A 21,358-nucleotide genomic window follows, 5' to 3' on the forward strand; every position below is an offset into this window, starting at 1 on the left:
TTCAGGTATCCAGTTGTGCATCCGCCGGGTCGCAAAAACGATCCCGGGTTTCCTTTGCATGCCGAAAGCGTGCCTCGAGCGCGGGCCCGTCAGCCGCCTCGATCATCCCGCGCAGCTGCTCCAGGTCGCCCTGGTAGCGCTCGATCACCTCGAGGATCGCCGCGCGGTTGGCCAGGCAGATATCGCGCCAGACCACCGGGTCCGACGAGGCAATGCGGGTGAAGTCGCGAAAGCCGCCCGCGGCATAATGAAAGATCTCGTCGCGCTCGCTCATGTCCGACAGCGACGCCACCAGCGTGTAGGCCAGCACGTGAGGCAGATGGCTCGTCGCCGCGAGCACCCGGTCGTGATGGGCGGGTGTCATGAATTCCACCCGCGCACCGGCCGCCTGCCACATTTGTGCAATGCGATCGCTGGCCATCGGATTGGTCGCATCCGCCGGGGTCAGGATCACCAGCCGGTCCCGAAAGAGGCTGGGAAATGCGGCCGTTACCCCGCTCTTCTCGGTTCCGGCGATCGGGTGACCGGGCACAAACTGGCGCGGCGTGGTGCCAAAGCCCTCGGTCACCGCGTCGATCACGGCCTGCTTGCTCGAGCCGACATCGGTCAACAGGCTGTCTTCCGGCCAGCAGCCCGCCAGATCGCGTGCCAGCGGACCCATTGCCCCCAACGGGACTGCCAGTACGCCGATATCCGCCCCTTCCGCGGCCTCTGCCACCGAGGTCGTCCAGCGATCGATCACGCCCAGACGCTCGGCCTCGCGCAGGTTGTCTGCATTGCGTGAACAACCCACGATCTCGCGCACCGCACCCGCCTCTCGCAAGGCGAGTGCGAGCGAGCCGCCGATCAGGCCAACCCCGAAGATGACCAGCCGCTCGATCATGCCAGGGCCCGATCCAGCGCCTGCAGGAAGCGTTCGTTGTCCTCGGGCGTGGAGACCGTCACCCGCAGATGGCCGGGCAGCCCGTAGTTCTCCACGGGGCGGGTGATCACGCCTTCGCGTTGCAGCGCCTCGTATACCGGCCCCGCATCACGCCCGGTGTCGAAAGTAATGAAGTTGCCCACGGACGGGATTACACGCAGCCCGCGTTCGCGCAGACCCTCGCCCAGCTGCACCAGACCCTCGCGATTGACGCGCACCGAACGCTCGATATGGGCGGAGTCGCCCAGCGCGGCCAGCCCCGCGGCCTGCGCGACCGCGTTCACATTGAATGGCTGGCGCACACGATTGAGCAGTTCCGCCACCGAGGGCGAACTGATCGCGTATCCCAGACGCAGGCCGGCAAGGCCCTGAATCTTGGAAAACGTGCGGGTCACGATCAGATTCGGGTAGCGCGCGACCCACTGGGTGGTGTCGGGATAGTCTTCCTGCTCGACATACTCCGCATACGCCTCGTCGATCACGACCAGCGTGGTGGCCGGCATCGCCGCTACGAAGGCCTCGAGCGCCGCACGTCCGACCCAGGTGCCGGTCGGGTTGTTCGGATTCGCCACGAACACCACCCGCACGGTCTCACCCACGGCTTTCTGCATCGCAGCCAGATCGTGCCCGTAGGGCTGTTCCAGGTCGGTCGCAGGCAGTGCTTCGACCACCCGGGCATCGGCCCCTACCGCCTGGGTAACCAGCGGGTAGACGGCAAAGGCATGAGCCGAAAAAACCGAGGTCCGACCGGGCGCCAGCCACGCCCGCGCAACGAGCTCCAGGATCTCGTTGGACCCATTGCCGAGGGTAATGGCATCCGGGTCGACACCATGCCGGGTAGCCAGCGCGGCCTTGAGCTCGAAGCCTGCCCCATCGGGATAGATATGCGCCTCGCTCATCGCCGCGCGTGCGGCCTCCACCGCCTGGGGCGAGGGCCCCAGCGGATTCTCGTTGGAGGCCATCTTGATCGCCTGCTGGATGCCCAGCTCCCGTTCGAGCGCCGCGATCGGCTTGCCGGGCTGATAGGGCGTCAGGCCCCGAACGCCATCCACGGCAAGCGCGGCGGCATCAAAGCCACCCGGGTTCGTATCGGACACGGGATTGCGTGAAGCCATGGGATACCTCGGTTAGGGGAACACTGATTCATGCACGCGCTCGCGCTCGAGTCGCTTTTGCGTGCGAACAAGGTGCGGTGACTGCCGTGCAGTCATTCTGCACAAAGGAACCGCAGCCCCGTTCCCGCGCCCGTCTTCGATAACAACGGGCGGCCGAGCCCCTTGGGGTTGGTACCCCAGGTTCCCCGATCCTGCGTTGCGCCCCGAATCAATGAAAAACGGGCGGGCAGAACCACTACCCGCTGCGCACCGCGCCTTGTCTCGGGAAACCTGGGGTATCAACGCGAGCGTGTGCATGAGTCAGTGTTCCCCTCAGGTAGCGGCCTGGGGGTAGCTCCCCAGCACCTTGACGGTATCGGCGGTCTGGCGCAGTTGCTCAAGACAATCCTGGATTTCCGGATCCTTCTGGTGGCCCACCAGATCCAGGAAAAACACATAGGTCCACTGGGTGCAGCGCGAGGGCCGCGACTCGATCCGGGTCAGGCTGATGCCCGCCTCTGCGATCGGCTTGAGCAGCGCATACAGCGACCCTGGCCGGTTCGCGGTACTGAGCATGATCGAAGTCCGGTCGGCACCACTCGGCTCGGTGGACGCGGTGCCGATAATCAGGAAGCGCGTGGTGTTGTCCGCGCGATCCTCGACATGCTGCACCCGCAGCGGAACACCATAGTGCTCGGCGGCCACGCGGCTGGCGATCGCCGCGCTTTCCGGATCTTTCGCCGCGACCTCCGCCGCCCGCGCGTTGGAAGACACCGCCTCGCGCTCCGCGTGTGGGAGGTGGGTGTCCAGCCACTGCCGGCACTGGGCCAGCGCCTGGGCGTGCGCGCGGACACGGCGAACCTGGCTGAGGTCTTCGGCCTGCGCCAGAAGATGATGATGGATCGGCGTCACGACCTCGCCGCAGATCTGCAGCGGCGAGTCGAGGAAACAGTCCACGGTATGCGTGACCACGCCCTCGGAGCTGTTCTCGATCGGCACTACACCGAACTGCGCCCGCCCGGCTTCCACCGCGCCAAACACCTGATCGATCGAGGTCAACGGGGTTGTCTCCACCGCGTGACCAAAGTGCTTGCGTGCCGCCAGGTGGGTAAACGTACCCTCGGGGCCCAGATAGGCGACCGTCAGCGGGTGCTCGAGCGCCAGGCACTCGGACATGATCTCCCGGAACAGCCGGACCACCGCATCGCCGGACAAGGGCCCGGGGTTTTCCTCGCGTACGCGCCGCAGGATCTCGGCCTCGCGCTCCGGACGGTAGAAGACCGGATTCGGCTCGAAGTCGCGCTTGACCCGCGCGACCGCCTCGGCGCAGCGAGCACGCTCGCTGAGAAGCTCCAGCAACTGCCCGTCGAGCTCATCGATGCGGTTGCGCAAGGACCCGAGGTCTTCCGGCCCTGTAGCGGCTTTCGGCGATGGCCCCTTCTTCGTCACGATCTACAGCACCCGCGCGCGCAGCACGCCATCAATCTGCAGCAACGCCTCCAGCGTGGACGGATCGGGCTTCCCGTCCACGTCGAGCAGCGTATACGCCAGATCCCCGCGGGAATCGTTCATCAGGTGCAGGATGTTCAGGTTGGATTCGCCCAGGACATGCGAGATACGCGCCACGCGATCCGGGAGATTGCGGTTGACCACAGCGATGCGGGTGTCGCCCTTGCGGTCCAGCACCAGGGTCGGCAGGTTCACCGAATTCACCACGTTGCCGTTCTCCAGATAGTCGCGCAGCTGGTCGGCAATCATCACCGCACAGTTCTCCTCCGACTCGGTCGTCGAGGCCCCCAGGTGCGGCAGCGTGATGACCCGCGGGTGGCCCAGCATGTTGGGCACCGGGAAGTCCGTGATGTAGGCGTGCAGCCGTTCGGCATCCAGTCCCTCGCGGACGGCCTCGTCATCGACGATGCCCTCGCGCGCCAGGTTCAGCACCATCGCGCCCGGGTTCATACCCTCCAGCCCCTTGGCGTTGACCAGGTGCCGCGTGTTCTCGGTCAGCGGGACATGCACCGTCACCGCGTCCGCACCCTCCAGGGCCGCCTCCACGGAGCGCGCCCGCTCGATGTCCGAATCGAGGCGCCAGGCATTCTCGACCGTGACCTTGGGGTCGAATCCCACGACCTCCATGCCGAGGGCCTTGGCGGCATTGGCCACGCCGACACCGATGGCGCCCAGCCCCAGCACGGCGAGCTTGCGCCCGGGCAGTTCGAAGCCCGTGAACCGCTTCTTGCCGTGTTCGACCGCGGCCATGAAGTCGTCCTTGCTCGGGTCCAGCTCCTGCACATAGCCCGCCGCCGGCAGCAGGTTGCGCGCGCCCAGCAGCAGGCCGGCGATCACCAGCTCCTTGACCGCATTGGCATTGGCTCCGGGGGCGTTGAATACCGCGACCCCGCGATCGGACAGCGCCGCGACCGGGATATTGTTGACCCCGCTGCCGGCGCGTCCGACGGCCAGTACGGAATCCGGGATCTCGACATCGTGCAGGTTGAACGAGCGCAGCATCAGCGCGTCGGGCTGGTTGATGTCCGAGGCCACCTCGTAACGGTCCCGCGGGAAGCGGTCCAGCCCGCGTATGGCAATGTTGTTATAGGTCTGTATGCGGTACATCCGGGCCCTCCGTGATCGGTTCCCTCAGGGAGACGCGCTCAGGCGTGGCGGTTCTCGAAGTCCGCCATAAACTCGATCAGCGCGTCCACGGCACTCTCCGGTACGGCGTTGTAGATGCTTGCCCGCATCCCGCCTACCGAACGATGCCCCTTCAGCGACGACAGTCCCGCGGCATCGGCCTCGTTCAGAAACGTACCGTCCAGCGAGTCGTCCGCGAGGATGAAGGGCACGTTCATCCACGAACGCGCATCCGGTTCGACCGGGTTGCGATAGAACGCCGAGTTGTCCACGAAATGATAGAGCTTCTCGGCCTTGCGCTGGTTGATCTCGGCCATCTTTTCCAACCCGCCCTGCTCCAGCAACCATTCGAAGACGAGTCCCGCCAGGTACCAGCCGAAGGTCGGCGGCGTGTTGTACATGGAGTCATTTTTCGCCTGCAGCGCCCAGTCGACCACCGCCGGCAGGTTGGGATTCGACTCCTGGTCCAGCAGGTCGTTGCGAACGATCACCACAGTCAGCCCGGCGGGCCCGATGTTCTTCTGCGCGCCAGCATAGATCACGCCGAATTTCGACACGTCGATCGGGCGCGAGAGGATGGTGGAGGACATATCCGCGACGAGCGGCTTGCCCCCGACCTCCGGGACCTCGTGAAACTCGACGCCACCGATCGTCTCGTTCGGGGTGTAGTGCACGTAGGCGGCATTCGGGTCGAGATTCCAGCTGTCGCGCGGCGGGATCGAGGCGTAGCCACTGGCCTGCGAGCTGGCGACGATGTTCACGGGCCCGAACTTCTGGGCTTCCTTGATCGCCTTGCCCGACCAGGCGCCGGTGTCGATGTAGTCCATCGGTTTCCCGCCCGAGTGCAGGTTCATCGGGATCGCCGCGAACTGGCCCGTCGCCCCACCCTGCAGGAACAACACGCTGTAATTGTCCGGAATATTCATCAGCTTGCGCAGGTCCTGCTCGGCCTTCTCGGCGACCTGCATGAACGGCTTGCCGCGATGGCTCATCTCCATCACGGACATCCCGGCGCCATGGAAATCGATCAGTTCGTCGCGTGCCCGTTCCAGGACCGCCTGCGGCAGCGCCGCCGGCCCCGCACTGAAGTTATGCACTCGGCTCATTCCGGATCTCCGTTGTCCATGGTGTTCTGGGTGGGTTCGTCGTCTTCGTCGCCCTCGCTGTCACTGTCGAGGTCTTCATCCTCGCCCTGCAGCTTTTCGACCCGCGCCAGTTCCACCAGGCGCTCGCCCTCGTCCAGACGGATCAATCGCACGCCCTGCGTGTTGCGCCCGATCAGCGGGATCTGGTCCACCGGCGTGCGCACCAGCGTCCCGCCCGTGGTGATCAGCATTGCCTCGTCGTCTTCCAGCACGCGCGCGGCCCCGACCAGCGGGCCATTGCGCCCCTCCGTCTGGATCCCGATCACGCCCTGACCGCCACGACGGTGGACCGGGAATTCGTCGAAGCGGGTCCGCTTGCCGTAGCCGTTCTCCGTGGCCAGCAAGGCCGCACCCTCGGCGACATTGAGCAGCGCAATCACGCGATGATCCGATTCCATGCGCACGCCGCGCACACCGCAGGCGGTACGGCCCATCGGCCGCACGTCACTCTCGGAGAAGCGCACTGCCTTGCCGGCCGTGGTAACGAGCATTACGTCCATCTGGCCATCGGTGAGCGAGACGTCCACCAGGTAGTCGTCGTCGCGCAGATCCACTGCAATGATCCCGGTCGAGCGTCGACGCGAGAAGTCTGTCAGCGGCGTCTTCTTGACCGTGCCTCGGGCGGTGACCATGAACACGTAGTGGTCCGGGTCGTATTCCCGCACCGGCAGGATCGCGTTGATGCGCTCACCGGATTCCAGCGGCAGCAGATTGACGATCGGCTTGCCGCGCGAGGCTCGCGAGCCCTGCGGCAGCTCGTAGACCTTCAGCCAGTACACGCGCCCGCGGCTGGAGAAGCAAAGCACCGTGTCGTGCGTGTTCGCGACCAGCAACCGATCGACGAAATCCTCTTCCTTGAAGCTCGCGGCCGCCTTGCCACGACCGCCTCGGCGCTGTGCGCGATAGTCGGCCACCGGCTGGTACTTCACATAACCAGCGTGCGAGAGCGTCACCACGACGTCTTCTTCGCCGATCAGGTCTTCCAGCGTCAGGTTCGCCTGGCGCTCGCGAATCTCGCTGCGCCGTTCGTCGCCGAACTGCTCGGCCACAGCCAGCAACTCGTTGCGGATCTCCTGCTGCAGGCGTTCGCCCGAGCTCAGGATGTCGAGCAGGTCCTCGATCAGGTCCAGCAGTTCGCGGTATTCGTCGAGGATCTTGTCCTGTTCCAGCCCGGTCAGGCGGTGCAGGCGCAGATCCAGGATCGCCTGGGCCTGGGCTTCGGACAGGCGGTAACCGTCGTCGCCCACGCCGTATTCGGGGGCCAGGTCCTCGGGACGCGAGGCGCTGGCCCCGGCCCGATCCAGCATGTCGCTGACCACGCCCAGCGGCCAACTGCGCGCCAGCAGGCCGGCCTTGGCCTCGGCCGGATTGGGGGCGGCACGGATCAGTTCGATCACCGGATCAATATTCGCCAGCGCGATCGCCAGGCCTTCCAGGATATGGGCGCGCTCGCGGGCCTTGCGCAGATCGAAGATCGTGCGGCGGGTGACCACCTCGCGGCGGTGCCGCAGGAAGGCCTCCAGCACCTGACGCAGATCCAGCACCTTCGGCTGCCCGTCGACCAGGGCGACGATGTTAATGCCGAAGACGTTCTGCATCTGCGTATGCATGTACAGGTGGTTCAGGACCACCTCGGCCATCTCGCCACGCTTGAGCTCGATGACCAGGCGCATGCCGTCCTTGTCCGACTCGTCGCGCAGCTCCGAGATGCCGTCGATGCGCTTTTCCTTGACCAGCTCGGCGATCTTCTCGGTCAGGCGGGCCTTGTTCACCTGGTACGGGAGTTCGGTGACGACGATCGCCTCGCGCTGTCCGCCCTCCAGCGGCTCGACATGCGAGCGCGCCCGGATCAGCACCCGGCCGCGGCCGGTGCGATAGGCCTCGCGCACGCCTTCCACGCCGTTGATGATCCCGGCCGTAGGGAAATCGGGGCCCGGCACGTGCTCCATCAGGCCCTCGATGGAGATCTCGGGGTCATCGATCAGCGCCACACAGGCGTTGATCACTTCGCGCAGGTTGTGCGGCGGGATGTTGGTCGCCATCCCCACCGCGATCCCGGCGGAGCCGTTGACCAGCAGGTTGGGGAACTTGCTCGGGAGGACTGCCGGCTCTTGTTCGGAACCATCGTAGTTGTCGATGAAATCGACGGTTTCCTTGTCGATGTCGGCCAGCAGCTCGGCCGCGATGCGCGCCATGCGCACCTCGGTATACCGCATGGCCGCCGGGGAGTCGCCGTCAATGGAGCCGAAGTTGCCCTGACCGTCGGCCAGCATGTAGCGCATCGAAAACGGCTGCGCCATGCGCACGATGGCGTCGTAGACGGCCGAGTCGCCATGCGGGTGGTACTTACCGATCACGTCACCGACCACACGCGCCGACTTCTTGTAGGGCTTGTTGTAGTCGTTGCCCAGCTCGCGCATCGCGTAGAGCACGCGGCGATGGACCGGCTTGAGGCCGTCACGGACATCGGGGAGGGCCCGGCCCACGATTACGCTCATCGCGTAATCGAGGTAGGACTGCTGCATCTCGTCTTCGAGATTGACCGGGAAGATTTCCTTGGCAAATTCAGCCATCGAGAGTTACGCCGTCCGTCTGAACAAGCTCGCGATCATACCACAGGGGTAACCACTGGGACCTAGAAAATGGGCCTGAAATCGCCCCTCCGTAGCTCTCAGCCGGGGTATGCCACTGTGAAACACCGTGATCCGGCGCTGTCAGCCCTCGAGAACCGGGTCCACAGCGACGGCTTTCCGCCGCAGGGCGGCCAGTTTGTCCCGATCCGGTGCCTCGACCACGCCATGCTCGGTCACGATCGCGTCGACCAGGTGCGCCGGCGTGACGTCGAACGCCGGGTTGTAGGCCCGCGCGCCGTCCGCGGCCACGCGCATCCCGGCGAGCGCCAGCACCTCGTCTTCGGCTCGCTGCTCGATCGGGATACCCTCCCCGTCCGGCATATCGAAGTCGATGGTCGACAGCGGGGCCGCGACCATAAAGCGCACACCGTGGGCACGCGCCAGCAGAGCCAGCCCATAGGTGCCGATCTTGTTCGCGACATCCCCGTTCGCCGCGATGCGGTCAGAACCCACGATCACCCACCCCACGCGTCCGGAGCGCAGCAAACTGGCGGCCGCCCCTTCGCACAGCAGCTGCACCGGGATGCCATCATGCACGAGTTCCCAGGCGGTCAGGCGGCTCCCCTGGAGCCACGGGCGGGTCTCGTCGGCAAAGACCTCGGTCACCCGCCCCTCGTCCCAGGCCGCGCGGATCACCCCCAGGGCCGTGCCATAGCCCCCGGTGGCCAGCGAACCCGTATTGCAGTGGGTCAGTACCGCATGTCCCGGCTCGATCAAGGAAGCCCCGTGCCGTCCCATGCGACGGTTGCCCGCAATGTCGTCGTCCAGCATCTGCCGGGCCGCGATGGTGGTCGCCTCAATGGCCGCCTCCAGATCCATCGCCGCATCGACCTCCCGGGCCATGCGGTCCAGTGCCCAGAACAGATTCACCGCCGTGGGCCGCGAGGCCCGCAGGCGATCCATGTCCGCAGCCACTCGCGCGCGCCAGTCGTCCCCCCCCCGGGCCTTCTGGCAGGCCAGCACGACCCCGAACGCAGCCGTGATCCCGATGGCGGGCGCACCGCGCACGACCATGTCGCGTATCGCGGTCGCCACTTCGCCGGCATCGGTATAGCACTGGCGCACGGCCTCGCCCGGCAACAGGCGCTGGTCGAGCAGATAGAGGTTGCCGTCTTCAAAGCGAATCGGGCGGATCGTGTCGGAGCGGTGTTCTGTCATGAGATTATTCTATCAGGGCTCTTTTCGATCAGGGCTCTCGGGATGCCAGAATCGCACCCTCGGGCGCCCGGTCGCCGGAGCGCTGTCGAGTCGCGCGCTGCTCGTGACCAGTGCACCGCTCCGGCGGGTCTCGTACAGTGGAATACCGCTTAGCTCCAGCCGTTTCCGGGCCTCGTCGGGCAGACCGCCACCCTCGGCGGTCGTCGCCGCCCAGACCTGACCTGGCGGGAAACGCGCCAGCCAGTCAGCCTGCAGGGCACGCGGATTGGAAGTCCTCGGCGCCACCAGCAAATCAACCGCAAAGCCCGCGTTGTCCCGATGCATCACGGCCTCGCCGAGACCATCCAGCCCGCCCATGACCAGCAAGGTCGCGCCCGCCCCCTCCACCTTCAGCACACAGGACGCGGACGAGTCGTCATTCCAGCCCGGCGGCGGATGGAGTACCTCGAAGCGCACACCGTCCCAGTTCCACTGATCCCCCTTTTCGCAGCTTTCGTCATTGTCATGGCTCACCGGAGTGCGCCGCAGCGTGCGCCCCACCGGAATCCGTTCCCGGACGGCCGCCACGCCCCCTGCGTGGCCGGCATGTTCGTGCGTCACCATCAGGGTATCCAGGGAGCGGATAGCGCTCGCCCGCAAGGCCGGCACCACAATCCGGTCGCCCGCGCTGAAGCCGCCCTCTCGACCCGGACCTGCATCAACCAGCAGCGCGTGTCGTCGGGTCTCAACGATAGTGGCCTGCCCGGCGCCAACATCCAGGACCTGAACGCGCCATTGCCCGGCCGCGAGGTCCGGGCGCAGCGGCGCCACCAGAGCAATCGCGGCTACTGCAATCCAGGGGGCCAATCGCCGGGCGAGCGGCTGCAAGGCCAGGAGAACGGCCACGCCGCCCAGCAGGGCCGCGGCCACCGGAACATGGCGCTGGTCCACCAGAACAGGGATCCCTGCCAGTGCCTCCAGCATCATCACCAGCAGTGCCAGCAGGCCGTCCCCAATACCCAACAACAGGCCGCCGGCGGCCGGCCACCACCAGGCAACCAAGGCGCCAACCAGCAACAACGGCAGGATCAGCAGCGTCACCATGGGCACCGCAATCAGGTTGGCCACGGGTGCGACCCAGGACCCCAGCTGAAACCAGGCCAGACTGAGCGGAAGCATCGCGATCGCCAGCACGACCTGGATACGCAGGCCGTCGCGCCAACCGGTCGCCCCGACCCGACCCTGCAACAGCAGCAGGATCACGGCCACCGCGCCGAACGAGAACCAGAACCCCGGGGCCAGCACGCTCGGCGGGTGCACAATCAGCACCATGGCCGCGGCAAGGGCCAGGGCGCGCCAGGCAACACCCTCGCGACGCGACAGTACCGCCAGCGTGAACGCAATCAGCATCAGCAAAGCCCTTTGGGTCGGGATGCTGAAACCGGCGAGTACCGCATAGCCCGTGGCGGCCACCAGCCCGACCACACTCATGAACAGCCAGCGCCGCAGCCGTCTAAAAGCCGCCACCCCGGACCACAACCATCCGGCAATGCCGCCGGCAAACCCCGCGACCAGGGCCACATGCAACCCGGAAATCGCCATCAGGTGATTGGTCCCGGTGTGCAGGAAAGCCTGCCATTCACTCTCGGTCATGGCCTGGCGATTGCCGATGACCAGCGCCTGCACCAGGCCCGGGTGACGCAAATCTGGTGCCGCGCGCTCCAGACATGCCTGCATTGCGGCCCGAAGGCGGTGCATGATCACGCGGCCCCTGGCCCCCTCCTGCACGCCTGCCAGTGGGGTAACGGAACGCGCAACGGCGCTGCCGTGCATCCCCTCGCGGTAGAACCAGCCTGCGGCATCGAATGCCCCGGGGTTGCGGGGGCCGTCGACACCACGCAATCGCAAGTCCAGCCGCAGCGAATCACCCACCTGTATCGCCGGCCGCGCGGGGAAGGCGCTCACCCACAACTCGCGGCCTTCAAGCTCCAGCCCCGGGTTGCCCTGCTCGATCTCCGACACCCCAACCCGGAACCGGCTGCGCCGCTCCCCGTGCTCCGGCAAACTGACCACCTGTGCCCGCACCAAGACCTCGGCTCCCGACCACTCGGGACTCACGACCTTGCCCGACCAGTCCGTCGCATGCGGGAGTGCCAGCCACACGCCCGCGAGCAACCCCAGCGAGGCTGCTGGCAACCACGTGAAAGGAGAACCTCGCCGAGCCGCCTGGACCCAGCCAAGTGCGACCAGCGCGCCAGCGACAGGCAGGAATACTCTCAATGGACCTTCGAGCAAGACAGGCAGGACGGGGAGCTGGTGCAACCCCCACACACCGGCGATCAGGCCCAGCACCGCGACCATCATGGCGCACGGTCCCGTCCAGGAAGAGTTGGAATCCTCTCCCCAGGGCCCAGTCCTAGCAGGTAGGATGCACGCCCAGGATTGGGCCTGCGAGAGTCCGACAGATACCCCGAGACATGGCGAAGCACATCATCAGAAGGCTGTTCCCCGGCATGGAGGGCGTGCGCGGCCATCGCGCACTCTCCCCCCTGGGGCCGCGCCTGCGGTCTCCGGATCTGTGGCATCTGAACCGCCGCTCCGTGGCTGGTGCGTTTGCCGTTGGGCTGTTCGTGACCTTCCTGCCTATCCCTATGCAGATGCTGGTCGCCGCGATTGTCGCGCTGATTGTGCGCGTCAACCTGCCCATCTCGGTGATCCTGGTCTGGATCTCCAACCCGATCACCATGCCCCCCATGTTGTATATGGCCTATACCGTCGGCCGCAAGCTGCTGGGTGAGCCGCCCCGCGATGTCCATCTCGACTGGAGCTGGGAATGGTTCAGTACCGAGCTGCTGACCATCTGGCAGCCGCTACTGCTCGGCAGCCTGCTCTTCGCGACGCTGGCCAGTCTCTCCGGATATCTGCTGGTGCGTGTGCTGTGGCGCGTGAATGTCGTACAGCGCCTGCGGACCCGTCGCGCGTTGCGGCGGTTGCGTCAGGAGCGGGAAAGGGAAAAAGCGGAAAAAGACGATTCGGGCCGGTAGCCGACGCACGCCAAGGGCTGACCGCAACTCCGCAAGGCTTTACCCAGCGCTCCCGAGCGGACGGATCAGTCGTCGGCCAGCTGACCGTGGAAGTGCTCGCGCTCCAGATGCCCCTTGACCAGCTGTACCGACCGATCCAGCTCGCGCGCGAGGGTGATGTCATGCGTCACCAGTGCCAGCGCGGTGCCAGTAGAGCGGTTCATCTCGCGCAGTAGCGCGAACACATGCTGGGCGCGCTCCTGATCCAGATTCCCGGTGGGCTCGTCGGCCAGAATCGCGGACGGCCGCGTCACCAGCGCCCGTGCGATCGCCACGCGCTGGCGCTCGCCCCCCGACAGTTCGGCCGGCTTGTGCGCACCACGGTGCCCGAGGTCGACCTGTCCGAGCCAGTGCTCTGCCTCCTGGCGCGACCGTCGGCTGGAGGTCCCCCGGATCAGCAGAGGCAGCGCGACATTCTCGACCGCCGTCAGCTCCGGCAGCAGGTGATGGAACTGGTAGACGAACCCGAGGTGCTGGTTGCGCATGCGGCCCCGGCGCGCCTCGCCCATGCGCGACCACTCCTGCCCCAGCAGCCGAACCTCGCCCGCCGTGGGGCGATCCAGTCCCCCGAGCAGATGCAGCAGCGTACTCTTGCCGGAACCCGAGGCACCGATGATCGCCGTCTGGTCGCCCCGCTCCAGGCGAAAATCGACGCCCTGCAGCACGGCCACATCCAATTTGCCATCGCGGAAACGCCGCTCGACCCCCACGGCCTCCAGTACCGGAGCAGTCTCAGTCATGGCGCAGGGCCTCCGCCGGCTGCGTACGGGCCGCCCGCCAGGCCGGGAACAGCGTCGCCACGACGGTCAGCAAGAACGCAATCCCGCCCACCCGAAAGACATCGGATGCTTTCAATTCCGACGGCAAATCACTGATGTAATAGACATCGGCCGCGAGAAACTCGATGCCCATCGCGCGTTCTATGAAGGGCACCACGACATCGATATTGAGCGCCAGCGCGACACCGGCGACCGAGCCGAGCAGGATGCCGATCGCGCCGATCACCACCCCCTGGACCACGAACACCAGCATGACCCCCGAGGGGGACAGCCCAAGGGTTCGCAGTATCGCGATATCCCCCTGCTTGTCGGTCACCAACATGATCAGCGTGGAGACGATATTGAAGGCCGCTACCGCAACGATCAGGGACAGGATGATGAACATCACCATCTTCTCGATCTGGATCGCGCGGAAGAGGTTGGCATGCTGGCGCGTCCAGTCGGACACCCGGAACAGCCCGTCGAGCTGACTGGCCACCTCGCGCGAGACCACTCCCGCCCGCATCATGTCCGTCAGGCGCAGGCGCAGGCCGGTGACGCTCTCGCCCGTCTGGAAGACCGCCTGGGCGTCCTGCAGGTGAATGAAGGCTGTCCCGCGGTCGTATTCGTACATCCCGACCTCGAAGATCCCCGCCACCTCGAATCGTCGCATGCGCGGCATTACACCCGCCGGCGAGACCGAGGCCTGTGGCGCCATCAGGATCAGCGAATCGCCCACCCGCACGCGCAGTTCCGCTGCCAGCTCGCGGCCCAGCACAATGCGGTAGGCACCGGGTTCGAGCTGCCCGAGCCGGCCCTGGGTCATGTGCTCGCCGATCCGCGCCACGCGTTCCTCGGCCTCCGGGTCCACCCCACGGATCAGCGCACCGGAGATGTTCCCCGTCGCACTGAGCATCGCCTCGCCCTGGACATACGGCGCGACCGCCAGTACCCGCTCGTCGATGGTCTCGACCTGCTCCTTCAGTGACTCCCAGTTGCGCAGGCCGCCATTCACGTCCTGGATGGTCGCGTGCGAGGCCATACCCAGGATGCGATCGCGCAGCTCCCGTTCGAAGCCGTTCATCACCGAGAGCACGGTGATCAGCGCCATCACGCCCAGCACCAGGCCGAGGATCGAGACGACCGAAATAAACGAGATGAAGTGATTACGCCGCTTGGCGCGCGTATAGCGCAGACCGATGGCGAGCGGGAGCGGGCGGAACATCGCGAAATCATGCCAGAGTTACACGGGCACGCCTATCCCCGATGGCACAGAGTTTTGCCACCGGAGGCACAGGCGGGAGGATGACGCTACCATGTGCCTTATCGTCCGCGAGCCATCGGAGATTCGTCTCATGCAAGGGAATCATGCAAAGCCACCGCTCACCCGTCCGCGCGGCCTGTTCGCCGTCTCTGCCGCGGCGGTCCTGGTCACGACCACGGCACTGGCCTCATTGACCGTCAACGAGGCACAGGCGGAGATCCTGCGGGGCACAGGCGGAGACTTCGAAGTGCAAACCCGTGAAGGACTGCCGGCCCGTGGCCAGAGCCAATCCGGGGTGCGCAGTCGTCATGGCGAGCCCAGCCTGCGTCATCCCACGGTCGGTGATCCGCCGATCACCCGCTGGGACTACAATGATTTCTCGGTCGTGTTCGAGGGCGAATACGTGCTGCACAGCATCGTCCACGGCGAACAGACCCCGCGCCGGCCGTGACGGAAAGCGCATCCTCCCCCAATACCCGGCGACTGCCAGCAGAGTGGGAACCACAGGCCGGTGTTCAGCTGACCTGGCCGCATAACGGTACCGACTGGGCCGCAGAACTGGACCAGGTCCACCCCGTCTTTGCCACGCTCGCGGCGGCGATCAGCCGTTTCGAGCCGGTGGTGATCGTCGCCCGCGACCCGGAACACATCGAAGAGATCTCCGGATTTCTGGTCGAGGCCGCCATCCGCAACGACCGCCTGTGGTTCGCGCTGGCCGACTCCGACGACACCTGGGCTCGCGACCATGGCCCGATCACCGTACTGGAAGGGCCGCAGCCCCGCCTGCTCGACTTCACCTTCAACGGCTGGGGCGGCAAGTTCCCTGCGGAGCACGACAACGCGATCACCACCGCCCTGGCCCAGCAGGGCGTCTTCGGACCGAACGTGCCGGAGCCCATCGCAATGGTGCTGGAGGGTGGCAGCATCGAGTCTGACGGCGACGGCACCCTCCTGACGACTACTCAATGCCTGCTGCGGCCCACACGCAACCCGGATCTGGACAAGGCCGCTATCGAACGCCGCCTGCACGAGCATCTGGGGGCGCAACGGGTGTTGTGGCTGGAACATGGCCACCTCGAAGGGGACGACACCGACAGCCACATCGACACCCTCGCCCGCTTTTGCAGCCCGGACACGATCGCCTATGTCCAGTGCGACGACCCTGACGATCCGCACCACGGCGAACTGGCGGCCATGGAAGAGGAACTGCGCTCGCTGCGTCAGGCCTCCGGCGTGCCCTACCGGCTGATTCCCCTGCCCTGGCCTCGCCCGCAACACGGCCCCGATGGCCAGCGCCTGCCGGCGACCTACGCGAACTTCCTGGTCCTCAACGATGCGGTGCTGATGCCGGCCTACGATGACCCCGCCGACGCGATCGCGCTTGATCGCCTGACCGAGGCCTTTCCGGGACGCGAGATCGTGGAAATCGACTGCCGGGCCATCATCCGGCAGGGTGGCAGTTTGCATTGCCTGACCATGCAATACCCCAAGGGCGCCCTTGGCATCCCGGAAGACTGATCTGCGATGACAACCGATACCCTTCCCGTGGCCCTGATCCAGCACCGCGATGCCGGGAGCGTCGAGGCCAACCTGGACGCGACCGCACAGGCCGTGGCCGATGCCGCGGCGGGCGGGGCCCGCCTGGTCGTGCTGGCCGAGCTGCATACCGGACCCTACTTCTGCCAGACCGAGGATCCTGACGTTTTCGATCGGGCCGAACCCATTCCCGGCCCGTCCACCAGGCGCCTGGGACAGATCGCCCGCGACAACGCCGTGGTGCTCGTGACCTCGCTGTTCGAACGCCGCGCGGCCGGCGTGTACCACAACACCGCAATCGTCTTCGAGGCCGATGGGCGCACGCTGGGGCTGTATCGCAAGATGCACATCCCGGACGATCCCGGCTATTACGAGAAGTACTACTTCACCCCGGGTGATACCGGGTTCGTCCCGATCGAAACCTCGATCGGGCGCCTGGGCGTGCTGGTCTGCTGGGACCAGTGGTATCCGGAGGCCGCGCGCATCATGGCCCTGTCCGGGGCCCAATGCCTGATCTACCCGACCGCCATTGGCTGGGACCCGCGCGACGCGGCCGACGAGCAGGCGCGCCAGCGCGAGGCCTGGATCACCGTCCAGCGCGGCCACGCGGTCGCGAACAACCTGCCGGTCCTCGCCTGCAATCGCACCGGGCACGAAATGGACCCGTCAGAGGCCAGTCCCGGGGCCCGATTCTGGGGCACCAGCTTCGTTGCGGGCCCGCAAGGCGAGTTCCTGGCGCGGGCGGGCCAAGATCAGCCCGAGATCCTCCGCGTCACCCTGGACCTGGGCCGCACCGAGGCGGTCCGCCGCATGTGGCCCTTCCTGCGCGACCGTCGCATCGACGCCTACAGCCCGATCCTCAAGCGCTACATCGACCGCACGGACTGACCGTGACCAGCTAATTCAGCGCCTTCCCGACGGGGTTCCGCCGCAAACAGGATCGAATCCGTATAATGCCGGCCCGTTTTCCCGGATCGTCGACACTGCATGTCCGAACAGCCGCGCAACCCGCTAAAACCCGGTCGCTTTCCCGGCGACGGATTCGAGATCTGGTCGGGGCTCAATGCCTCGGCCGCTCCGCTGGCACTCGCACGCGCCGCCGCATCGGCGCAGTGGCCGTTGCTTGTCATCGTCGAGTCGAACGAAGCCGCGGACCGCTGGCAGGAGGAGTGGGACTTTTTCGGCGCCGGGCTCGACCTGCCGGTCATGCGTCTCCCCGACTGGGAGACCCTGCCGTTCGATGTCTTCTCCCCACACGAGGACATCATCTCCGAGCGGCTGCGCACGCTGTATCACCTCCCGTCGCTGGAGCGCGGGATCATCCTGATCCCGGTCTCCACGCTGATGCAGCGCCTGCCCCCGCGCGACTGGCTGACCACCCAGGGCCTCTCCCTGCGCAGTGCCCAGCGCCTGGACCGCATGCAGCTGCGGGAACGGCTGACCGAGGCGGGCTATAGCTCGGTCAATCAGGTGATCAGCCACGGCGAGTTTGCCGCACGCGGCGAGATCCTGGATCTGTTCCCGATGGGCGCCGAACAACCGGTGCGCATCGAGTTTCTCGATGACGAAATTGACTCACTGCGCCATTTCGACCCGGAGACCCAACGCTCCACGGAAAAGGTCGAGCGCGTCGAGATCCTCCCTAGCCACGAGTTCCCGCTGAACGAGGACTCCATCCGCGCGTTCCGCACCCGCTACCGCGAGCAGTTCAGCGGTGATCCCAGTCGTCACCCGATCTACCGGGACATCAGCGAAGGCCTGGTACCCCCGGGCATCGAGGCCTACCTGCCCCTGTTTTTCGAGGGCATGGACAGCGTATTCGACTACGCCCCCCAGGCTCGGGTGGTGCAGGTCGGCAATATCGCCGACGCCGCGCAGGAGTATGCCCGCGAGATCGCCGACCGCTTCGAGCAGCTGGGCCACCAGGTGGAACGCCCCCTGCTGCCACCGGAGCGCCTCTATCTCGACGAGTCGGCCCTGAACGAGGCGCTGCGCGCCCGCGCCGGCATTGCTCTGGGCGGCGAGCCGCCGCAGCCGCTCCCGGCGGACCGTGGCCGGACCGTGCCCTTCACCTGTGATCCCCTCCCCGAACTGGGAATGGAACACGGCAAGGATGCCCCCGCCGAACGCCTGAAGCGCTTTGTCGGGGAACAGGAGCGGGTGCTGCTCACCGCCGAGTCCGCCGGCCGGCGCGAGGCGCTGCTCACGCTGCTGCGCGAGCAGGACGTGCCGCACCACGCGGTCGATGACTGGGAGGCTTTCCTGGGGGGCGAGCCCGGCCTGAGCGTGACTGTCGGTGCGCTGAGCGAGGGGTTCCGGCTGCCGGACGGGATCGTGCTCGTGCCGGAGTCCGCGATCCTCGGCGAACGCGCGCGGCAATCCCGCCGACGCAACCGTCCCACCCGCGATGCGGACGCCGTCATCCAGAACCTCAGCGACCTGACGATCGGGGCCCCGGTCGTCCACGAGGAGCAGGGCGTGGGCCGATACCTCGGCCTGCAGACACTGGATTTCAGCGGCCAGCCGTCGGAGTTCCTGACTCTGGAATACGCCGATGGCGCCAAGCTCTATGTCCCGGTCTCCTCGCTGCACCTGATCAGCCGCTATACCGGTGCGGATGCGGAACACGCCCCGCTTCACCGCCTGGGCAGCGAACAGTGGAACCGCGCCCGCCGCAAGGCCGCCGAAAAGGCGCGCGATGTCGCCGCCGAGCTGCTGGAGGTCCACGCGCGGCGCGCCGCCAAGCAGGGCACGGCGTTCGCGACCGAGACTCCCGAGTATCACGCCTTTGCCGCCGCCTTCCCGTTCGAGGAAACCGCCGATCAGCTCCAGGCGATCGACGCGGTACTGACCGATATGGCCGATACCCGGCCGATGGACCGCGTGATCTGCGGCGACGTCGGCTTCGGCAAGACCGAGGTCGCGATGCGCGCCGCGTTCGTCGCCGTGCAGAACAATCGCCAGGTGGCCGTGCTGGTCCCGACTACCCTGCTCGCCCAGCAGCACCACCAGAACTTCAGCGATCGTTTCGCCGACTGGCCGGTGCGCATCGAATCCCTGTCGCGTTTTCGCAGCGCCAAGCAACAGGCCGCCGTCCTGGAAGGGCTGAAGGAAGGCAAGGTCGACATCGTGATCGGTACGCACAAGCTGCTGCAGTCGAATCTGGACTTCTCCAACCTCGGGCTCGTGATCGTGGACGAGGAACAGCGCTTTGGCGTGCGCCACAAGGAGGCGCTGAAGAGGCTGCGCGCCGAGGTCGACATGTTGACCATGACCGCGACCCCGATCCCGCGCACGCTGAACATGGCCCTGTCGGGGCTGCGCGACCTCTCGGTGATCACCACCCCGCCGCGCGAACGCCTGGCAATCAAGACCTTCGTCAACGAGTGGAACGACGCGATCATCCAGGAGGCCTGCCTGCGCGAGATTCGCCGCGGTGGCCAGGTGTACTTCGTGCACAACGAGGTCAACACCATCGAACGCATGGCGGAGCAGATTCGTGCGCTGCTGCCGGGTGCGCGCATCGGCATCGCCCACGGCCAGATGCGCGAGCGCGAACTCGAGCAGGTGATGCTCGACTTCTACCACCGGCGCTACAACATCCTGGTCTGCTCCACCATCATCGAGACCGGCATCGACGTACCCACCGCGAATACCATCGTGATGAATCGCGCGGACAAGCTGGGCCTGGCCCAGATGCACCAGCTGCGCGGTCGCGTCGGGCGCTCCCACCACCGGGCCTACGCCTACCTGGTCACGCCGCCGGAAAAGGCCATGTCGGCCGACGCGCGCAAGCGCCTGGAGGCGATCGCCTCGCTGGAGGACCTCGGCGTTGGCTTTACCCTCGCGAGCCACGACCTCGAGATCCGGGGCGCCGGCGAGCTGCTGGGCGACGAGCAAAGCGGCCAGATCCAGGAAGTCGGCTTCTCGATGTACAACGACCTGCTCAACCGTGCGGTCAACGCCCTGCGCTCCGGCAAGATGCCTGAACTGGAGACTCCGGAGACACCCGGAACGGAGGTCGAGCTGGGCCTGCCCGCCCTGCTGCCAGATGCCTACGTGCCGGATGTGCACACACGCCTGATCCTCTACAAGCGCATCAGCAGCGCCGAAAACAGCGATGCACTGCGCGAGCTGGAGGTGGAACTGGTGGATCGTTTCGGGCTGTTGCCCGATCCGGCGAAGGCCCTGTTCGAGGCCGCTCGCCTCCGGCTCAAGCTGACGCCGCTGGGAATCCGCAAGCTGGAGCTGGGCCCGGCCGGCGGGCGCTTCGTTTTCGGACCGAATCCCGAAATCGATATCGCCGCCCTGATCGAGCTGGTGCAATCCGATCCGAATGCCTACAAACTGGACGGCCAGAAGGCTTTCCGCTTTTATGCCGAAATGGAGACCCTGGAGGCCCGCTCGCAGACCGTCCAGCGTCTGATCCACACCATCAGCCCGAAACAGCAGGCCGCCTGAATGCACGCCAAAACCAATCGCCCCGACCTGAACCGCCGCAGGCTCGTCAGCAGCCTCGCCCTCCTGCCGCTTCTCGGGGTCGGGACGACCGCCACGGCCCAGGTCGGCCGCCGTTACCGCATCGAGCTGGTCATCTTCGAGCACACGACCGCGGAGAGCCGGCGCCTACAGGAGGAGATCGCCTCCGTGCGCGAACCCAACCTGGCAGGATCCGAACTGGGTGGGCGCATCTATCAGGATTCCCGGCGCGGCTTCGAGTTGCAGCGGGCGGCCAGTCGGGTCGAAGACTCCGGAACCGGGCGTGTGATCGCGCGTCTGGCCTGGGATCAGCTGGGCCGAGACCATAGCGCCACTCCCTGGCTCAAGGTACAGCAGGGCCGCCGCCTGGGGGCACGTCAGGCCGTGTTCGGCGACTCCACCACTGCGGCGCAGCCGATCGTGGCGGACGAAGACCGCTACGAACTGGAGGGCCGGCTACGGGTATGGGTCGGGCGTTTCCTCCACTTGGAGACCGACCTCGTCTATCACGTCGACCGTGACGGGGCTGAACCGCTCGGGGTAGCCGTGCGCGGCCACCAGCGCATGAACTCCGGCAGCCAGCTCTTCTACCTGGACCACCCGGTCGTCGGGATCATCGCCCGCGTGACGCGACTGGACAGCTAGTCCGGACTGAAACAGGCGGCACCTCGCC

16 protein-coding genes are annotated in these 21,358 nt (G+C 66.5%); 6 read left to right on the forward strand and 10 right to left on the reverse strand.

All coding sequences use genetic code 11. The annotated features are described in order from the left end of the window. Position 1: 1 nt before the first annotated feature. The 8 genes from F579_RS0103370 to F579_RS0103405 form a co-directional block, all read right to left on the reverse strand. Positions 2–883 (reverse strand): prephenate dehydrogenase/arogenate dehydrogenase family protein, encoded by an 882-nt coding sequence (locus F579_RS0103370; protein ID WP_019024274.1) that lies wholly within the window; start codon positions 881–883, stop codon positions 2–4. Next, the gene (gene hisC / locus F579_RS0103375) at positions 880–2,037 is read right to left on the reverse strand and encodes a histidinol-phosphate transaminase (RefSeq protein WP_019024273.1); all 1,158 of its coding nucleotides are present in this window, start codon (positions 2,035–2,037) and stop codon (positions 880–882) included. Before hisC ends, F579_RS0103370 begins: the two co-directional genes overlap by 4 nt. 312 nt (positions 2,038–2,349) lie before the next feature. Beyond that, a complete protein-coding gene (gene pheA / locus F579_RS0103380; protein ID WP_019024272.1) occupies positions 2,350–3,408 on the reverse strand; it encodes a prephenate dehydratase in 1,059 nt (352 codons plus the stop codon). Between the two features lie 60 nt (positions 3,409–3,468). Continuing rightward, positions 3,469–4,632, reverse strand: coding sequence for a 3-phosphoglycerate dehydrogenase family protein (locus F579_RS0103385; RefSeq protein WP_019024271.1), 1,164 nt, complete (start codon positions 4,630–4,632; stop codon positions 3,469–3,471). Positions 4,633–4,670: 38 nt separating this feature from the next. Further along, positions 4,671–5,756, reverse strand: a complete 1,086-nt coding sequence (gene serC / locus F579_RS0103390; protein ID WP_019024270.1) for a 3-phosphoserine/phosphohydroxythreonine transaminase — start codon at positions 5,754–5,756, stop codon at positions 4,671–4,673. Further along, positions 5,753–8,368 carry a DNA gyrase subunit A gene (gene gyrA / locus F579_RS0103395; protein WP_019024269.1) on the reverse strand — a complete coding sequence of 872 codons (2,616 nt, stop codon included), beginning with the start codon at positions 8,366–8,368 and terminating at the stop codon, positions 5,753–5,755. The genes serC and gyrA overlap by 4 nt, the downstream gene beginning before the upstream one ends. A gap of 141 nt (positions 8,369–8,509) precedes the next feature. Beyond that, entirely contained in the window at positions 8,510–9,586 is a 1,077-nt protein-coding gene (gene mtnA / locus F579_RS0103400) for an S-methyl-5-thioribose-1-phosphate isomerase (protein WP_019024268.1), read from the reverse strand. 12 nt (positions 9,587–9,598) lie between these two features. Next, on the reverse strand, positions 9,599–11,929 hold the full coding sequence (locus tag F579_RS0103405; RefSeq protein ID WP_026301037.1) for a DNA internalization-related competence protein ComEC/Rec2: 2,331 nt from the start codon (positions 11,927–11,929) through the stop codon (positions 9,599–9,601). 113 nt (positions 11,930–12,042) lie between these two features. Here F579_RS0103405 and F579_RS0103410 point away from each other — a divergent pair, with 113 nt between their 5' ends. Further along, entirely contained in the window at positions 12,043–12,609 is a 567-nt protein-coding gene (locus tag F579_RS0103410) for a DUF2062 domain-containing protein (protein ID WP_012982600.1), read from the forward strand. 65 nt (positions 12,610–12,674) lie between these two features. Here F579_RS0103410 and F579_RS0103415 read toward each other — a convergent pair whose 3' ends face one another. Then, complete coding sequence (locus F579_RS0103415) at positions 12,675–13,388, reverse strand: ABC transporter ATP-binding protein (protein ID WP_019024266.1); 714 nt, start codon at positions 13,386–13,388, stop codon at positions 12,675–12,677. After that, entirely contained in the window at positions 13,381–14,631 is a 1,251-nt protein-coding gene (locus F579_RS0103420) for a lipoprotein-releasing ABC transporter permease subunit (RefSeq protein WP_012982598.1), read from the reverse strand. Before F579_RS0103420 ends, F579_RS0103415 begins: the two co-directional genes overlap by 8 nt. Positions 14,632–14,722: 91 nt before the next feature. Here F579_RS0103420 and F579_RS0103425 point away from each other — a divergent pair, with 91 nt between their 5' ends. From F579_RS0103425 to F579_RS0103445, 5 genes are all read left to right on the forward strand, one after another. Then, a complete protein-coding gene (locus tag F579_RS0103425; protein ID WP_019024265.1) occupies positions 14,723–15,121 on the forward strand; it encodes a hypothetical protein in 399 nt (132 codons plus the stop codon). Then, positions 15,118–16,188 carry an agmatine/peptidylarginine deiminase gene (locus F579_RS0103430; RefSeq protein WP_019024264.1) on the forward strand — a complete coding sequence of 357 codons (1,071 nt, stop codon included), beginning with the start codon at positions 15,118–15,120 and terminating at the stop codon, positions 16,186–16,188. Before F579_RS0103425 ends, F579_RS0103430 begins: the two co-directional genes overlap by 4 nt. Before the next feature lie 6 nt (positions 16,189–16,194). Then, on the forward strand, positions 16,195–17,094 hold the full coding sequence (locus tag F579_RS0103435; RefSeq protein ID WP_019024263.1) for a carbon-nitrogen hydrolase: 900 nt from the start codon (positions 16,195–16,197) through the stop codon (positions 17,092–17,094). A gap of 99 nt (positions 17,095–17,193) precedes the next feature. Next, positions 17,194–20,667, forward strand: coding sequence for a transcription-repair coupling factor (gene mfd / locus F579_RS0103440; RefSeq protein WP_019024262.1), 3,474 nt, complete (start codon positions 17,194–17,196; stop codon positions 20,665–20,667). Continuing rightward, positions 20,668–21,330, forward strand: coding sequence for a CsiV family protein (locus tag F579_RS0103445; protein WP_019024261.1), 663 nt, complete (start codon positions 20,668–20,670; stop codon positions 21,328–21,330). The last annotated feature ends 28 nt before the right edge of the window (positions 21,331–21,358 follow it).

Origin of the sequence: Thioalkalivibrio sp. ALJ21 (assembly GCF_000378605.1) — a bacterium.
Lineage (GTDB): Bacteria > Pseudomonadota > Gammaproteobacteria > Ectothiorhodospirales > Ectothiorhodospiraceae > Thioalkalivibrio.

Excerpts from the sequence above, each read along its gene's own strand:
- F579_RS0103370 (WP_019024274.1), bottom strand. The coding sequence starts at position 883 with ATGATCGAGCGGCTGGTCATCTTCGGGGTTGGCCTGATCGGCGGCTCG.
- hisC (WP_019024273.1), bottom strand. The coding sequence starts at position 2,037 with ATGGCTTCACGCAATCCCGTGTCCGATACGAACCCGGGTGGCTTTGAT.
- F579_RS0103385 (WP_019024271.1), bottom strand. The coding sequence starts at position 4,632 with ATGTACCGCATACAGACCTATAACAACATTGCCATACGCGGGCTGGAC.
- serC (WP_019024270.1), bottom strand. The coding sequence starts at position 5,756 with ATGAGCCGAGTGCATAACTTCAGTGCGGGGCCGGCGGCGCTGCCGCAG.
- gyrA (WP_019024269.1), bottom strand. The coding sequence starts at position 8,368 with ATGGCTGAATTTGCCAAGGAAATCTTCCCGGTCAATCTCGAAGACGAG.
- mtnA (WP_019024268.1), bottom strand. The coding sequence starts at position 9,586 with ATGACAGAACACCGCTCCGACACGATCCGCCCGATTCGCTTTGAAGAC.
- F579_RS0103405 (WP_026301037.1), bottom strand. The coding sequence starts at position 11,929 with ATGATGGTCGCGGTGCTGGGCCTGATCGCCGGTGTGTGGGGGTTGCAC.
- F579_RS0103410 (WP_012982600.1), top strand. The coding sequence starts at position 12,043 with ATGGCGAAGCACATCATCAGAAGGCTGTTCCCCGGCATGGAGGGCGTG.
- F579_RS0103415 (WP_019024266.1), bottom strand. The coding sequence starts at position 13,388 with ATGACTGAGACTGCTCCGGTACTGGAGGCCGTGGGGGTCGAGCGGCGT.
- F579_RS0103420 (WP_012982598.1), bottom strand. The coding sequence starts at position 14,631 with ATGTTCCGCCCGCTCCCGCTCGCCATCGGTCTGCGCTATACGCGCGCC.
- F579_RS0103425 (WP_019024265.1), top strand. The coding sequence starts at position 14,723 with ATGTGCCTTATCGTCCGCGAGCCATCGGAGATTCGTCTCATGCAAGGG.
- F579_RS0103435 (WP_019024263.1), top strand. The coding sequence starts at position 16,195 with ATGACAACCGATACCCTTCCCGTGGCCCTGATCCAGCACCGCGATGCC.
- mfd (WP_019024262.1), top strand. The coding sequence starts at position 17,194 with ATGTCCGAACAGCCGCGCAACCCGCTAAAACCCGGTCGCTTTCCCGGC.
- F579_RS0103445 (WP_019024261.1), top strand. The coding sequence starts at position 20,668 with ATGCACGCCAAAACCAATCGCCCCGACCTGAACCGCCGCAGGCTCGTC.